We start from the raw sequence: 15,451 nt of genomic DNA, 5'->3' as shown, positions 1-15,451 counted from the left end.
AATAGCATTATGATATCTATCATTCTTATCATTAATAGTAGTATGATCTTTTTTAAGAGCCTGATCTTGTAGAAGAGCCTGAGCTTGAAGAAGAACCCGAGCTTGTAGAAGAGCCTGAGCTCGAAGAAGAACCAGAGCTTGAAGGTGAGCCAGAACTTGCAGATGAGCCAGAGCTTCGCGAGGAACCAGAGCTTAATGCTGACTTGCTTGAAAACACTGACTTTACAGATAGTTCAGAAACGTTACTCGACCCAGAAGATGCACAGGAAGAGTACACTGACGATACCCTAAAAAGTGTTGATGAATTACTCAACGAGCTACAGCAGGCTACAGACGAAGACTATGTTGAAAACCCTGATTGGGCGTTAGATGATCTTGATGATGACATTGAAGAGGTAGAGGTTGATTTAGGTGACGATCCGCTTGATTCACAAGAAACACCAGCGAGTCCGCTTTTAGATACTCAACCTGAAAATGATGCTATAAATGATACGCTTAGTGATGATATAGACTTTTCAGATGATAAGCCCGAGACGTTAGATGTAACAGAGCAACAGCAATATCTTCCTGATGAGTTATTGGGAGATGAGCTTGATGGTGATGCAACAGGCATGCAGCCAAGCCAAGCTGAACAAGACTTAGCAAACGCACTTTCAGGCAGTGAATTAGATAGCTTAGAAGACGACTTTGATGATGAGTTACTCATTGATAACGATTTTTCAGAGCCAGAGCTTGAGCCGAAGCATACCGATGATATAGGTGCAGATGATAACCACGCTCAAGTGCCGTCATCACTAGATGAATTAACTGATGATGAAAGCCAGCTAGATTTATCTGAAAATACGGATGGAGACGAAGGGGTTTTCGATGATGATTTATTGCAAAGCGTTGATGAGCTAGACGACGAGCTCAATGCATTATTAGATGAGCAAGTAACTCCAAGTGAAGAACTTGACGAGTACCCTGAGTTAGAGCTTGATAACGATGACGAAATTGATTTAGATGATCAGCAATCATATAGTCCGCAAGAGTTACAAGGTGATGAACTTGATGGGCAAGCAAGCGGTATGGCGCCAAGCCAAGCTGAGCAAGACTTAGCAAATGCACTTGCTGGTAACACTGGTATTGATGCATTAGAAGCCGACCTAGATGACGAGCCGCTGATTGATGATGAGCTTGATGCGCCTTTACCGCAAGAGGAACCTCTAGGTGAGGCGAAAACAACGGATAGTGCGCAGGAACAGCCTGATTTTGACGATGCAATTTTAGAACAAGCACTTTCAGAAGACGTTGAAGATGAAATAACAAATTCGCAATTAGAAGCCGAGCTAACACAGGCTGCTGATGATCAAACTAATGAAGACGTTATACCCGACGAGCAGCTAGACGATGAGTTTATGGCTGACTTAACGCAAACCGATTTTGATGCGTTGCTTAGTGAGTTAGGTGAACCGGATGAGTTAAATTTAGAAGATAGCAGCGAATTTGATGTCGACTTTGATAGCCTATTAAACGAAGACTTAGACACTGAAGTTGAAGCGAAAGCGGTGCAAGAAGAGCCTTCGCAAAATGATCAGCAGGCTACAACCGATGATTTTGTTGATATTGACGCGCTACTTGAACAAAGCGATGACTCAGTACTTGAGCATGAACCCTATGACGAGGTTAATATGGACGTAGGGTTAAGTGACTTTGATTCGTTACTTGCAGGCGATAACCCAACAGATGTTGACTTAGAAAGCGGTGGTTATTCTGCCAAGCTTGATTTGGCACGAGCATACATTGAAATTGACGACTTTGACTCAGCCCTTAAAGTGATTGAAGATGTTATTGAAAGTGGCCCTGAAGATGTACAAGAAGAAGCGCAAAGTTTAAAAGCTAAACTTAACTAGAGCATTCATGATTATAAAAACCGCATTAGCTTTGTTAATGCGGTTTTTTTATAGGTACGAATAACTCTAACCTATAAAAAGCACTTAATTAGTTTTAGACGTTTATTAAACCCAGGACGTTAAAAGTTCACTAACTTATCGCTGTGTTTTATTGGGGTAAAATAAATTACTTAATTTTGCGAATAACTATAAATAGACGAGGTTACTTTTATTGCACCGCGAGATAGCATAAAATGCCCCGTTCATTAGCACAGTAGGTAAAGCAGTAATTATGAGAGTAGCACTTGGAGTTGAATACAACGGCGCACGTTACAGTGGTTGGCAACGTCAGTCTCATGTAAATAGCGTACAACAAGAAGTAGAAAAAGCGTTGTCGAGCATTTGTAATCATCCGGTTGAAATAGTGTGTGCGGGCCGCACAGATGCAGGTGTGCATGGCACTGGTCAAGTTGTACACTTTGAAACCCATGCTCCCCGTGAGATGGTTGCATTTACTATGGGAATGAACACGTTACTCCCTAAAGATATAGCGATTCGTTTTGCTCAACCTGTTAGTGAAGACTTTCATGCACGCTTTAGCGCAACAGCGCGTCGTTATCGTTATGTTATTTATAATTACGCTTATAGAGGCGCAGTTATGAATGAAGGCGTTACGCACTTTCATCACCCACTTGATGAAACAAAAATGCAAGAGGCGTGTCAGTACTTAATTGGCGAGCACGACTTTACCTCTTTTAGAGCGCTGCATTGCCAAGCTAATACAGCAAACAGAACTATTCATCATTTATCGGTACAACGCCAGGGCGATTACGTTATTATTGATATTAAAGCGAACGCTTTTTTACACCATATGGTGCGTAATATTACCGGCTGTTTAATGGATATAGGCCTACACAAGCACCAACCTGTATGGTTAAAAGAGCTATTAGATTTAAAAGAGCGTGCTAAAGCCAGTGCCACAGCAAAAGCCGCGGGTCTTTATTTAGTAGATGTAGATTACCCAGAACACTTTAATATTCCTAAAACCCCACTAGGGCCATTATTTTTACCTGACTCGGAATGTTAGTGTTGAATTTATAAGCGTTTATCTAACTACTAAGACCAGTTTTTTATACCGTGTTTGTGTAATTCATGTTTTAATTGAAAAAATCTGTCTGCTACTTATTAGCAGACTCGCGACACAGAACAGCATTAAGAGAGTTGCAAATGAGTTGGTTAGAAAAAATCTTACCTAAAACGACTAAGTCGTCAGGTCGTAAAGAAATTCCAGAAGGCGTTTGGGCTAAATGTACAGCTTGCGATTCAATTTTATATAAAGCTGAACTAGAAAAATCGTTAAACGTATGTCCTAAATGCGACCATCACATGCGTGTGAGCGGCCGTAAACGTTTAGAGCACTTTTTAGATGAAGGTGACCGCACGGAGCTTGGCACTGAGCACGAGCCTAAAGATGTATTAAAGTTTAAAGACTCTAAAAAATACTCAGACCGTATTAGCGCAGCCCAAAAATCAAGTGGCGAAAAAGACGCGTTAGTAGCAATGAAGGGCCGCTTAAAAGGTATTCCTGTTGCCGCGGTTGCTTTTGAATTCTCATTTATGGGTGGTTCAATGGCTTCGGTTGTAGGCGCACGTTTTGTTGATGCCGTAGACCAATGTTTAGAGCACAATATGCCATTAGTGTGTTTTTCTGCCTCAGGTGGTGCACGTATGCAAGAAGCACTTATGTCGCTTATGCAAATGGCTAAAACCAGCGCTGCGCTTGCTAAAATGAGCGAAAAAGGCCTGCCGTTTATATCAGTAATGACCGACCCAACCATGGGTGGTGTATCTGCATCATTAGCGATGTTAGGTGATATTAACGTAGCTGAGCCAAAAGCTTTAATTGGCTTTGCGGGTCCGCGCGTAATTGAGCAAACAGTGCGTGAAACCTTGCCAGAAGGTTTTCAACGCAGTGAGTTCTTATTAGAGCACGGTGCAATTGATATGATTATTGACCGTCGTGAAATGCGCGACACATTAGCACGCGTACTTGCTAAATTTATGAACTTGCCTTCTACCGAACAAGAGCATAGAGTAGCGTAAATTTCAGCTTTACTGATTACACGCTATGACAAATACAATTCCTAGCCAATCATCAAGCCTTGATGATTGGCTTTGTTATTTAGAGAGTGTTCACCCTGCAAATATTGAAATGGGACTCGAACGCGTTGCTACTGTTGCAAATAACATTGGCTTATTAAACACTTCCAGCAAAATTATTCTTATTGGCGGCACAAACGGCAAAGGCACAACTGCACGCTGTTTAGAATCGCTATTACTTGCGCAAGGTTACAGCGTAGGTACGTATGCCTCTCCTCATTTAATTAGATACAACGAGCGTGTGCGCATAAATGGCCAAGAGCTTGATGATCAATACCATGTGGATGCCTTTAACACGCTAGAGCAAGGTCGCGCTAGCACGGCGCTTACGTATTTCGAATATGGCACCCTAGGTGCGCTGGCTATTTTTAAACGCTTTGAGGTTGATTATGTGCTGCTTGAGGTTGGTTTGGGCGGGCGCTTTGATGCCACCAATATTGTTACACCTTATGCAAGCGTGATCACCACCATAGATTTAGATCATAAAGAATACCTAGGCGATACACGAGAGTTAGTTGCTTATGATAAAGCAGGTATATTTCGTCAAAACACGCCGGCTATTATTGGTGATTTAAACATACCACATACAATGACCGATTACGGTGCTGAGATTAAAGCAGGCATGGTTATATCCGGTACTGATTTTATATTCAAAGAGCACGAAGCGCATTTTACATGGCAATATAAAAATTATAATTTGCTGTTAGATAAGCCAGCTATCCCTGCACAAAATGCAGCAACGGCCTTAACAACCCTAGCTGTGCTAAATTTATTGCCAAGTGATGAGGTAATTAAGCATTGTTTAGCTAACTTAGTTGTTGAGGGGCGCTTTGAGCAATTAAGCACTGCACCTTTAGTGTTTACCGATGTAGCTCACAACCCCGAATCTGCTCGTTATTTAGCACTAAAGCTTGCAAGCTATAAAGATAAAGGCTTTAAAATTCATGCATTAGTCGCTATGCTTGCTGATAAAGATAAAGCGGGTGTACTTAAAGAGGTAAGCCATGTAATTGATCACTGGTCTCTTACTAGCTTGCATATACCTCGTGGCGATAACGTTGAAAATATGGCCGCGGCGTTGCAAACTATACCTCATACAGGCACGCATGAACGCTATAATAGTGTGCACGAAGCACTTAATGTAATTATGCCTACACAGCAAAGTGATACGCTTTTAATTGTGTTTGGGTCATTTTTTACTGTTGCAGATGCTATAAACTACTTTAAAAAATAGAGAGAAAGTCGGTGAACTCAGGTTTTATAAATCGTTTAGTCGGAACCAGTATTGTGGTGATCGCAGCAATTGTGTTTATTCCTAATATACTCGATGGCGAAAAGGTCCACTACAAAGAGGGCTTTAAAGCTATCCCTGAACGCTCTGAGTTTAAAACTATTGACCTTCAAGAGTCTATAGATGAAAAAGTAGCGCAGGCTGAGCCTTTAAAACAAGAGCAAATTGAAGACATAGCTGCCGATGACGATGTGCTAACAAGCAAACAAAGCCAATACGCAGCAGAGCCTGAAATAGTCGAAGCAAGCATAGAGCCTCAAACTGCGCCAGAGCCTGTAGCGAAAGCGCCAGAGCCGGTAAAAGCAAAACCTATTGCACCACGTAAAAGTGAAGAAAACCTCACTGATATGGCCTATGTAATTCAGCTAGGTAGTTTTTCCCATGCGGCTAATGTTAAGGCCTTACAAGCTAAGCTTAAAGCGAAAGGCTTTAAAACGTTTACAAAACCAATTAAAACGCCAAACGGCACATTGACTAAAGTGTTTGTTGGGCCCTCGCTTGATAAGGGGGAGCTGACCAAAAAGTTACCCGAGCTTAAAGCGCTTACCAAGTTAAACGGTAAAGTCACCCAATACAGTGTCTCTAATTGATTTTAAAAGGCCTTACTATAGTAAGGCTTTTTTTGTATTTAAGGGCTAAAAATAGCCGTTAAAGTGATAAGTTTTTGTACGTGCTAGTTGCTGGTTATCTCCCGCTTTAACTTGCATATTAACGAGGTTTGGGTATAGAATGCGCCCCAAAATAGCGACTAATTGGTTAATATGATCTGGGTTGATTACGCCATTCTTGGCATCATTGCACTGTCTACCATCATCGGTTTAATACGCGGCTTTGTTAAAGAAGCTATGTCATTAGCAGTATGGGCTTGCGCTTTTATCATCTCTAGTTTGTTTTACCAATATTTAGCTTCCTTCCTAACAAGTATTTCTGAACCCCTTTTAAGAAATGCGGCGGCCATTGCCATACTCTTCTTTGCGACGCTACTGTTAGGCGGTTTACTAAACTACATTTTAGGTGAGCTTGTACAACGTACTGGTTTATCTGGCACCGATCGTGTCTTCGGCATTGTTTTTGGTGCGTTACGAGGCGTGTTGGTCGTGAGCGCGTTACTCTTCTTTCTTGATGCTTTTACTGGTGCACCAAACACGCACTGGTGGGGCAATTCTATTTTGATTCCAGAATTTGGCTTTGTTGTTGAATGGTTCTTTTCGTACCTAGAAAACAACTCGAGCTTTTTAAATTCAGTAAACCGTTAATCGGCGAGGATAAATTACATGTGTGGTATCGTTGGGATAGTCGGAACATCTCCTGTTAATCAGGCGATTTATGATGGCTTAACTGTTTTGCAGCACCGAGGTCAAGATGCCGCGGGCATCATTACCATTGAAAACAATACGTTTAGCTTGCGCAAAGCAAATGGCCTAGTAAAGGATGTGTTTCACACCCGCCATATGAAACGACTACAAGGCACAATTGGTATTGGCCACGTACGTTACCCTACTGCTGGCTCGTCAAGTTCATCTGAAGCGCAGCCGTTTTACGTTAATTCACCATTTGGTATTGCGCTTGCGCACAATGGTAATTTAACCAATGCTGAAACTCTAAAGCAGCAACTGTTCTCAGAAGCGCGTCGTCACGTTAATACAACGTCTGACTCAGAAATACTACTTAATATCATGGCACATGAGCTAAGTAAGTCTGACAAATTACATTTAGACGCTGAAGACATCTTCACTGCAGTGACCGAAGTAAACAACAAAGTAACCGGTGGCTACGCCGCTATTGCGATGATTATTGGCCACGGTGTTTTAGCATTTCGTGACCCTAATGGTATCCGTCCTTTGGTATTTGGTAAGCGTGAAACCCCTAAAGGCACTGAGTACATGTTTGCCTCAGAAAGCGTAGCATTAAAGCCAGACGGCTTTGAATTTGTGCGTGACGTTGCACCAGGTGAAGCGATTTACGTAACTGAAGATGGCCAATTTCATTCACAAAGTTGTGCTGAAAAAGCCTCTTATGCGCCGTGTATTTTTGAGTTTGTTTATTTTGCTCGCCCTGATTCAACCATCGATCGTATGTCGGTTTACGCAACGCGTGTAAACATGGGTACTAAACTGGGTGAAAAAATTGCGCGTGAGTGGAGCGATAAAGACATTGATGTTGTTATCCCAATTCCTGAAACCTCATGCGATGTGGCGTTAGAAATTGCCCGTATGCTTGATTTACCTTACCGCCAAGGCTTTGTTAAAAACCGTTATATTGGTCGTACATTTATCATGCCTGGCCAAGAAATGCGTAAAAAGTCAGTGCGTCAAAAGCTAAATGCGATTGACCGTGAGTTTAAAGGTAAAAACGTTTTACTGGTTGATGATTCAATTGTACGCGGTACAACCTCGGCACAAATTGTAGAAATGGCCCGTGAAGCCGGAGCAAAAAATGTGTATTTTGCCTCAGCAGCACCAGAAATTCGTTTTCCTAATGTGTATGGTATTGATATGCCATCTGCCGCAGAGCTTATTGCGCATGGCCGCGAAGTTGAAGACATTAACCAAAGCATCAGTGCTGATGGCTTAATTTTTCAATCGCTAAACGATTTAATTGCCGCTGTAAGCCAAGAAAACCCAGAAATTACTAAGTTTGAAACCTCTGTATTTGATGGGCAATACATTACCGGTGATATCGATCAAGATTACTTAAACCATATTGATCAATTGCGTAACGACTCGGCTAAAAGTAACCGCGAAAACGCCATGTCATCAGGCCTTGAAATACACAATCAAGATGCCAACGAAGCTGATTAATGTGTGATTAAACATAATCAGACATAAAAAAAGGAGCTAATTAGCTCCTTTTTTGCGAAGGAAAGAAAGGGAACACTTCATATCAAACAACGTGGTTGATTAGGTAAACATTGGACTCACAATGCCGTTAGTCCAAAGTATTGCGGTTACAGCTAAAATTATTACCAATAAAATTAGCCCGCAGGTAACAACAGAGCTGGCATAAATAAAGCCGCGCTCTTGTGGAATATGCATTAGTATTGGCACGCCTGTATAAAGCAAGTACACCGAGTAGGCTAGGGCAATCATACCTACGCAAACAACAAACCACAGCTCAGGTAAAAAAGCGGCTAAGGCCGACATAAACACGGGTGTAGCAGTATAAGCGGCAAGTTCAAGCGTTTGTGTAAAGGTAGGTTTAGCACCAAATGTAACGGCCATCCAATGGGCTAAATAGGCCAGTGCAAACACACCGGCTATTAACGCACCATACATAGCCACGGCAATTAGCAGTGCGCTTTCATGCGTTAAAAATACTGGGTTGCCCGCACCAATACTCCAGCCTAAATACACCGATGAGTAATACCCCATAATCGATGGAAATAATGCAATAAGTAAAATATGCGACAGGCTATAAGTCAGGCTTTCGTGGCGGTTATCTATTGTTTGCCATTCTTCGAGTGGGTGGGCATAAATGCCCCACAGGTGGTTCAGTATCATAGCGGTACTCCATAAAAGGAACGTATTACTGTTGGTTATAATTTAGTTTTAGTTAGTTTGTTTTTTATACAGTACCTATATTTATGGTTTAGTTCATATACAAAGTCAAGTTAACTGCTTATTAACATTTTAAAGAGGTTGTTTTAGCTCGTTTTATTCTTCGTTATTTTTCGTGTTAAAATGGCTTTTTATTATTTGAAGTAACGAGCAGCCCTGTGCCACATAGCGAACTTTTAGCCCCTATTAATAATTTTTTATTGTGTGAAACCCCAAATGAATGGGTTATTGAGGCAGTAAAAAAAGAAAATTTATCGATTATTTTAATCGATCACTTAATTTGTGAGTTAAAAGCAGCGCAAAGTGCAATGTTTTTAATTCGTAAGTACGCGGTAGATAAAGACAGCAGCGATGCATTACTTGAATGGCTAAAGCCCTTTGAAACACTTATTTATAAACGCGAAGGTAATTGGCGTGATTTAGCGGCTAAAAATAAACTTACAAAATCTATTATCCCAAAGTCTAACTCACCTTACGGGCAAGATTTAATAGATAAAATGGTGATGCTAATAAAAGAAGAATTACATCACTTTTATCAAGTGCTCGAAATAATGGACGAGTATGGAGTAGAGTACCGCAGTATTACACCGTGTCGTTACGCTAAAGGGATGCTACGTAACGTTAAAACGTTTGAGCCTAATGCATTAGTCGATAAACTAATTGTAGGTGCTTATATTGAGGCTCGCTCATGTGAGCGTTTTGCTGCACTTGCTCCACATGTTGATAAACGCTTAGGCGATTTTTATATTTCATTGCTTCGCTCTGAGGCGCGCCATTATCAAGATTACTTAACACTGGCACAAGAAATTGCTGATTTTGATATTACTGAGCGAGTCGACTTTTTTGGTAAAATTGAGGCTGATTTGATCACTAGCCCTGATGAAGACTTTAAATTTCACAGTGGCGCTCCTGCACTAGTTACTAATTAAAGCAGTGTTATTTAGCTCTTCAAGCACACCGGTTAGTTAGGTGTGCTACTTCTTTCTATAAAGTCTATGAGCTCAAGCGCCGTGCTTTGAGAAAAGCCATGTTTTACTAATAGCTCTTTTGCGGTGCCATTGTATAAAATAGTAGAAAAGCCTTGTTCAAGCGCGTCTCTTTTTTGTTTTGCATCAGGGTCAGACTTTGGAAACATAACATGCAGTTGATGATGCTCTAAATCGGGCGAAATATATTCAACTTGTGGCGCGCCGGGTTCATTAAGCTTTTCGGTGTTTTTTAACCAGTATTCACCCACTTCTTTAGTGCCTGCTACTAAGTCTATTCGTCCTTTTTGAAGCATATATAAACTGTTAATTAACCCGCGAGTTGAGGTTACGGCCAGTCCATTACTTTCAGAAAAAACTTCACTTACTGCGTAGCCAACGCCTTTACAAATACTGTATGGCTGTAAAGAGTCCATACTGCCGTCATAGTTTATTTGTCTGTCTTTGAGCTTAAATAGTCCAACGTATACGTTAGCAAGTGGGCGCGAATAATAAAAAAGATCAGTACGCGACTTTGTATAAAAAGCGCCTAAAATTGCATCTTTTTTATTTATTTTGGTAAGCTCCAGCGCTCTGTTCCAGCTGGTAAACTCGATGTCGTTATTAATATTTTGATTAGCTAAGGCCGCTTTAGTTAAGGCAGTAACCCAGCCGTTATCAATTAAGCGCTCACCAATATAGGGTGGGGAGTTTTCGGCGACAAGCTGCCAATTTTCTGAGGCGTACCCTTTGGAAAAAATGCAACAAAGCACCAAACAATAAATAGCTTTATACATATATCCTTATCCTATTACCAAAAAGTACTTAAATAATAGTCAGGATTTGAGATTATGCGAAGGGCGTATTAATGAGTTTTTGACCTTGTGGAGTAACCACTAAATATGAGCCTTGAGTATACCAATCACCAAGCACAGTGCGTGTTAGTGTTTGCTTACCTACAGTGTAAGTGTGTACGTTAGGGCGGTGGGTGTGGCCGTGTATCATGTTGCTTACATTATACTTGGCAAACATCGCTAGTACGGCGTCATCTACTACGTCTAAAATTTCTATGGGTTTGTCGGCTTGGCTTAATTTGCTTTTTTCTCTGGCATTGCGAGCAATTTTTTTTCTGTACCATAGTGGCATTGCTAACATTAATTTAGGCCACCACCAACCGCGACTTTTTTTACGAAACTTTTGATACTCAATATCTTGAGTACACATTTCATCACCGTGCAAAATAACAGTGGGAGTGCCATATAAATCTATAACCGTTTGCTCGTTTAGCAATACCATACCTGCGCGTTTAGCGTATTGCTCACGCATAATAAAATCGCGATTACCGTGTATAAAGTACACTGGTGTACCGCCATCTTTAACGGCTTTTAAATGCTTTGCAACCTCACTAGCCAATTCTGTTACGTAGTCATCCCCAACCCATACTTCAAAAAAATCACCTAAAATATACAGTGCATCTACGGGCTTACCAATAATGTGTGTATTTATAAAGCGATAAAAAGCCTCGCTAATATCTGGGCGGTTTTCACTTAGGTGTAAGTCTGCAATAAAGTAGGTTTGAGAAGTCATAGAGGCATCTAGTTAGGTTAAATAAAAGCGGGCGCATACATAATGTACCATGCCCGCTTAATTACTCAGTGTATGAGTAAACGTTTAGCTTACAGTAACGTTTTCGATGATTACATTTTCAAGCGGTACGTCTTGGTGAAAACCAGCGCTGCCTGTTGCTACACCTTTAATTTTATTTACTACGTCCATGCCTTCAACTACTTCAGCAAATACACAGTAACCCCAGCCTTGCGAAGTTTCGCTGCTGTGGTTTAAAAAGTCGTTGTCGTTAACGTTAATAAAAAATTGGGCTGTTGCTGAATGTGGATCAGGCGTACGCGCCATTGCTAATGTACCTACTTTATTAGATAGGCCATTATTTGCTTCGTTTTGAATTGGGTCGTTAACGTCTTTTTGTTCCATACCAGGTACAAATCCACCGCCTTGCACCATAAAGCCGTCAATTACGCGGTGAAAAATAGTGCCGTTGTAAAAACCTGAGTTTGCGTACTCTAAAAAGTTTTTAACTGTGTTTGGAGCTTCTTGCTCAAACATTTTAATGGTGATGTCACCAAAATTAGTGTGTAGAACAACCATGTGGTTTCCTATATCTGGTTTAATTAGTCGCGCTATTTTATCTTAGTTAACTAAGATAAACAAAGTGCTTGTTCAATATATCCAAAGCTGCCCAAGGTATATACTTGTGCGTTTTACAGGGGGTTAATATCGAGGCGGTATTTTGCCGTTGTGGTATTTTTTTCAATATATAACCACGCACAGAGCAAGAGCCTATTAAGCAATAAACAGGGTGGTTTAAAACTGATTTTTACAGTGTTATTAATTTTAACAACAGAACCTCTATTACATACAATCAAGGCCTTGCCTAAATTGGTTTTAATTCCAGCTTAAACACGCGCATTGAGGTGGTTTGGGTATAAAAAGCGCTAGAGCGGGGGCTTTTCAAGTGTTAACATAGCCAACTCAGCAAACAGTCAAGGACTAAAAGTAAATGGTACAAATATACAACACACTCACGCGACAAAAAGAGCAGTTTAAACCTATGGTCGAAGGCAAAATCGACATGTATGTGTGTGGTATCACCATTTATGATTTTTGTCATATCGGTCATGCGCGTACATTTGTCGGGTTTGATGTTATTGTCCGCTACCTTCGCCACCTTGGTTACGACTTAAAATACGTACGTAATATTACCGACGTAGATGACAAAATAATCAAACGCGCAAACGAAAATGGCGAGTCAATTAATGACCTAACTTTGCGTATGACCCAAGCCATGCACGAAGACTTTGATAGCCTAAACATGCTGCGCCCAGATATTGAACCTACGGTTACAAACCATATGGATGAAATTATCGAAATGGTTGAGCGCTTAATTGCAAAGGGCCATGCATACGTAGCAAACGACGGCGACGTGCTTTTTGATGTTTCTACGTTTGAGCAGTACGGCGCACTATCGCAACAAGATTTAAGTATGCTCCAAGCAGGCTCTCGCGTAGAGGTTGCACAAGATAAAGACGATCCGCTTGATTTTGTATTGTGGAAAAAAGCAAAAGCAGGCGAGCCTTCTTGGTCATCTCCGTGGGGAGAAGGGCGTCCGGGTTGGCATATAGAATGTTCAGCAATGAGCTCAAAGCATTTAGGTGAGCATTTTGATATTCACGGTGGCGGCTCTGATTTACAGTTTCCGCATCACGAAAACGAAATTGCGCAATCATGCTGTGCAAACAATGGCAAGTATGTAAATACGTGGATCCATACAGGCATGGTACAAGTAAATAAAGAAAAAATGTCTAAATCATTAGACAACTTTTTTACTGTGCGTGAGGTATTAAAAACATATGACGCTGAATCAGTTCGTTACTTTTTAATATCAGGGCATTACCGTAGCCAGCTAAATTACTCGCAAGAAAATTTAGATCAAGCACGTTCATCGCTTGAACGTATTTACACAGCACTTCGTGGTGTTGAGCCAATTACGTGCGATATTGAAAACAATGAGTACGTGGCTAAATTTAGAAAAGCCATGAATGATGATTTTAATACACCAGAGGCGTTACCGGTGTTATTTGAATTGGCTAAAGAGCTAAACCGTGTTAAAGACACCGATACACAGCAAGCAGGGCAGTTAGCATTTGTGCTACGCAGCATAGGCGAAGTACTTGGTGTTGCCCAGCAAGCACCTGAATCGTTTTTGCAAGGCGGGCAAGATGATGATGAAGTGGCCACTATCGAAGCGCTGATTGTAAAACGTAATGAAGCGCGCGCAAACAAAGATTGGGCTGCTGCTGATGAAGCACGTGATGCACTAAATGCACTCGGTGTTGTGCTTGAAGACTCAGCAGGTAAAACAACGTGGCGTAAAGCGTAAATGCGTTAAAGTAGCTTTTAAACTAAAAAGGGTTGCCAGTTGGCAACCCTTTTTTAATGCTAAGGCATTAAATTAACTGTGGTATTTTTCACATGCTTCGAGGGTATTTTCAATTAAACTTGCTACAGTCATTGGGCCAACGCCACCCGGTACAGGAGTAATAAAATCAGCTTTTTGCTCTGCAACACTGTACTGAACATCGCCCACTAACTTGCCTGTATCTAAACGGTTAATACCTACATCAATCACAATCGCACCTTCTTTTACCCACTCACCAGGTATAAATTCAGGTTTACCTACGGCCACTACTAATAAGTCTGCGCGGCGCACATGGGTTTCTAAGTCTTGTGTAAATTTGTGACATACCGTTGTAGTACAACCGGCAAGTAATAACTCAAGCGACATAGGACGGCCAACAATATTAGAGGCACCAACAACTACCGCATGCATCCCTTTGTAACGCACGCCCGTTGAATCTAATAAGGTAATAATCCCTTTGGGTGTACATGGGCGCAGCGCCGGCATACGTTGCGCTAAGCGGCCAATATTGTAAGGGTGAAAACCGTCTACATCTTTATGTGGTGTAATACGTTCTAAAATCTTTTCTGCATCTAGGCCTTCAGGTAGCGGTAGTTGCACCAAAATACCATCTACTTCGCCATCGTTATTTAGCTCATCAATTAATGCTAGTAGTTCTTCTTCGCTGGTTTGCGCAGGTAAATCAAATGACTTTGAAATAAATCCTACTTCTTCACACGCTTTACGCTTAGAGCCAACGTAAACTTGGCTTGCAGGGTCAAGCCCTACCAGTACTACTGCTAAACCGGGTGCACGTAAACCGTTTGCAACGCGTTCGCTTACGCGCTCAGCCACTGCACTACGTACTTGTTTTGCGATTGCCTTACCATCAATGATGTTTGCCGTCATGGGGGACCTTTAATTGGGGTTAAATAAACTTCGATACTTATATTTTAAAAGCATTTGCATATAAAGAGGGGTGTATGCAAAAAATTAATTTTATTAATGCTTTTTTAATATGCAGGCTATTTTCGCAGAAAAGGCCCGAAGCGCCAAGTTGCTTTTAGGTTATAAACCGGTGTTTTCAAAAAAAGCGTCTAAATTTCAGCTTAGTTTTGCAATATTTAACCATTATGAACTAAAAATGACCGATTGATTTATTTTATGCAAAAAACGTTTGACCTCTCCCAGGCAAATCACTATTATGCACCCCGTTGTCAACGAGGTCACTCGCAGGCAATCGTAAGCATCGGCGATTAGCGCAGTTTGGTAGCGCACTTGGTTTGGGTCCAAGGGGTCGCAGGTTCAAATCCTGCATCGCCGACCACTTCTTTTATTTTTATAATAGAATAGCTTACAGGCAAACTATGAAGTTTTCGATGCGCCCGTAGCTCAGCTGGATAGAGCAACGCCCTTCTAAGGCGTTGGTCGAAGGTTCGAATCCTTCCGGGTGCGCCATTTGAAAACAAAGTAAATACCGTGGTGATTGTAGCTCAGTTGGTAGAGCCCCGGATTGTGATTCCGGTTGTCGTGGGTTCGAGCCCCATCAGTCACCCCAATTTACTTCGAGTATCGGCGATTAGCGCAGTTTGGTAGCGCACTTGGTTTGGGTCCAAGGGGTCGCAGGTTCATAT

General features: G+C 41.4%; 14 protein-coding genes and 3 tRNA genes. 12 read left to right on the top strand and 5 right to left on the bottom strand.

Going from position 1 to position 15,451, the window contains the following annotated elements:
- The first annotated feature begins 203 nt into the window (after window positions 1–203).
- From CWB60_RS18870 to purF, 7 genes are all read left to right on the top strand, one after another.
- Complete coding sequence (locus CWB60_RS18870) at window positions 204–1,892, top strand: FimV/HubP family polar landmark protein (protein WP_138628016.1); 1,689 nt, start codon at window positions 204–206, stop codon at window positions 1,890–1,892.
- A 271-nt stretch (window positions 1,893–2,163) separates the two neighbouring features.
- Window positions 2,164–2,958: a tRNA pseudouridine(38-40) synthase TruA gene (gene truA, locus CWB60_RS18865; RefSeq protein WP_054983053.1), complete on the top strand. Its 795-nt coding sequence runs from the start codon at window positions 2,164–2,166 to the stop codon at window positions 2,956–2,958.
- 140 nt (window positions 2,959–3,098) lie between these two features.
- On the top strand, window positions 3,099–3,974 hold the full coding sequence (accD, locus tag CWB60_RS18860) for an acetyl-CoA carboxylase, carboxyltransferase subunit beta (protein WP_024032247.1): 876 nt from the start codon (window positions 3,099–3,101) through the stop codon (window positions 3,972–3,974).
- A 25-nt stretch (window positions 3,975–3,999) separates the two neighbouring features.
- Window positions 4,000–5,265: a bifunctional tetrahydrofolate synthase/dihydrofolate synthase gene (gene folC, locus CWB60_RS18855; RefSeq protein ID WP_024032246.1), complete on the top strand. Its 1,266-nt coding sequence runs from the start codon at window positions 4,000–4,002 to the stop codon at window positions 5,263–5,265.
- Window positions 5,266–5,276: 11 nt separating this feature from the next.
- Window positions 5,277–5,912: an SPOR domain-containing protein gene (locus tag CWB60_RS18850; RefSeq protein ID WP_029772564.1), complete on the top strand. Its 636-nt coding sequence runs from the start codon at window positions 5,277–5,279 to the stop codon at window positions 5,910–5,912.
- 171 nt (window positions 5,913–6,083) lie between these two features.
- Window positions 6,084–6,578: a CvpA family protein gene (locus CWB60_RS18845; protein WP_004586885.1), complete on the top strand. Its 495-nt coding sequence runs from the start codon at window positions 6,084–6,086 to the stop codon at window positions 6,576–6,578.
- Window positions 6,579–6,596: 18 nt separating this feature from the next.
- Complete coding sequence (gene purF / locus CWB60_RS18840; RefSeq protein ID WP_004586886.1) at window positions 6,597–8,123, top strand: amidophosphoribosyltransferase; 1,527 nt, start codon at window positions 6,597–6,599, stop codon at window positions 8,121–8,123.
- A gap of 99 nt (window positions 8,124–8,222) precedes the next feature.
- On the opposite strand, the gene CWB60_RS18835 is transcribed toward purF, so the two are convergent.
- Window positions 8,223–8,822 (bottom strand): Yip1 family protein, encoded by a 600-nt coding sequence (locus CWB60_RS18835; RefSeq protein WP_004586887.1) that lies wholly within the window; start codon window positions 8,820–8,822, stop codon window positions 8,223–8,225.
- Between the two features lie 215 nt (window positions 8,823–9,037).
- On the opposite strand from CWB60_RS18835, the gene miaE reads away from it, so the two are divergent.
- Complete coding sequence (gene miaE, locus CWB60_RS18830) at window positions 9,038–9,808, top strand: tRNA isopentenyl-2-thiomethyl-A-37 hydroxylase MiaE (protein ID WP_004586888.1); 771 nt, start codon at window positions 9,038–9,040, stop codon at window positions 9,806–9,808.
- Between the two features lie 32 nt (window positions 9,809–9,840).
- Here miaE and CWB60_RS18825 read toward each other — a convergent pair whose 3' ends face one another.
- The 3 genes from CWB60_RS18825 to CWB60_RS18815 form a co-directional block, all read right to left on the bottom strand.
- Window positions 9,841–10,641, bottom strand: a complete 801-nt coding sequence (locus tag CWB60_RS18825; RefSeq protein ID WP_004586889.1) for a substrate-binding periplasmic protein — start codon at window positions 10,639–10,641, stop codon at window positions 9,841–9,843.
- Window positions 10,642–10,693: 52 nt separating this feature from the next.
- On the bottom strand, window positions 10,694–11,431 hold the full coding sequence (locus CWB60_RS18820; RefSeq protein ID WP_055253121.1) for a UDP-2,3-diacylglucosamine diphosphatase: 738 nt from the start codon (window positions 11,429–11,431) through the stop codon (window positions 10,694–10,696).
- Window positions 11,432–11,515: 84 nt separating this feature from the next.
- On the bottom strand, window positions 11,516–12,007 hold the full coding sequence (locus tag CWB60_RS18815; protein ID WP_024032242.1) for a peptidylprolyl isomerase: 492 nt from the start codon (window positions 12,005–12,007) through the stop codon (window positions 11,516–11,518).
- Window positions 12,008–12,419: 412 nt separating this feature from the next.
- Here CWB60_RS18815 and cysS point away from each other — a divergent pair, with 412 nt between their 5' ends.
- On the top strand, window positions 12,420–13,799 hold the full coding sequence (gene cysS / locus CWB60_RS18805; protein WP_096041402.1) for a cysteine--tRNA ligase: 1,380 nt from the start codon (window positions 12,420–12,422) through the stop codon (window positions 13,797–13,799).
- A gap of 72 nt (window positions 13,800–13,871) precedes the next feature.
- Here cysS and folD read toward each other — a convergent pair whose 3' ends face one another.
- A complete protein-coding gene (folD, locus tag CWB60_RS18800) occupies window positions 13,872–14,726 on the bottom strand; it encodes a bifunctional methylenetetrahydrofolate dehydrogenase/methenyltetrahydrofolate cyclohydrolase FolD (RefSeq protein WP_029772557.1) in 855 nt (284 codons plus the stop codon).
- Between the two features lie 341 nt (window positions 14,727–15,067).
- Between folD and CWB60_RS18795 the strand changes: the two genes are divergently transcribed.
- From CWB60_RS18795 to CWB60_RS18785, 3 genes are all read left to right on the top strand, one after another.
- Window positions 15,068–15,144, top strand: a tRNA-Pro gene (locus CWB60_RS18795).
- Between the two features lie 54 nt (window positions 15,145–15,198).
- Window positions 15,199–15,275 (top strand) — tRNA-Arg (locus tag CWB60_RS18790).
- Window positions 15,276–15,299: 24 nt separating this feature from the next.
- Window positions 15,300–15,375: transfer RNA gene (locus tag CWB60_RS18785), tRNA-His, on the top strand.
- Window positions 15,376–15,451 lie beyond the last annotated feature (76 nt).

It is taken from the genome of Pseudoalteromonas sp. S327 (assembly GCF_005886415.1).
Taxonomy (GTDB): domain Bacteria; phylum Pseudomonadota; class Gammaproteobacteria; order Enterobacterales; family Alteromonadaceae; genus Pseudoalteromonas; species Pseudoalteromonas atlantica.
The sequence above is the reverse complement of the archived record's forward strand: the minus strand, read 5'-3'. Positions and strand labels throughout refer to the sequence as shown.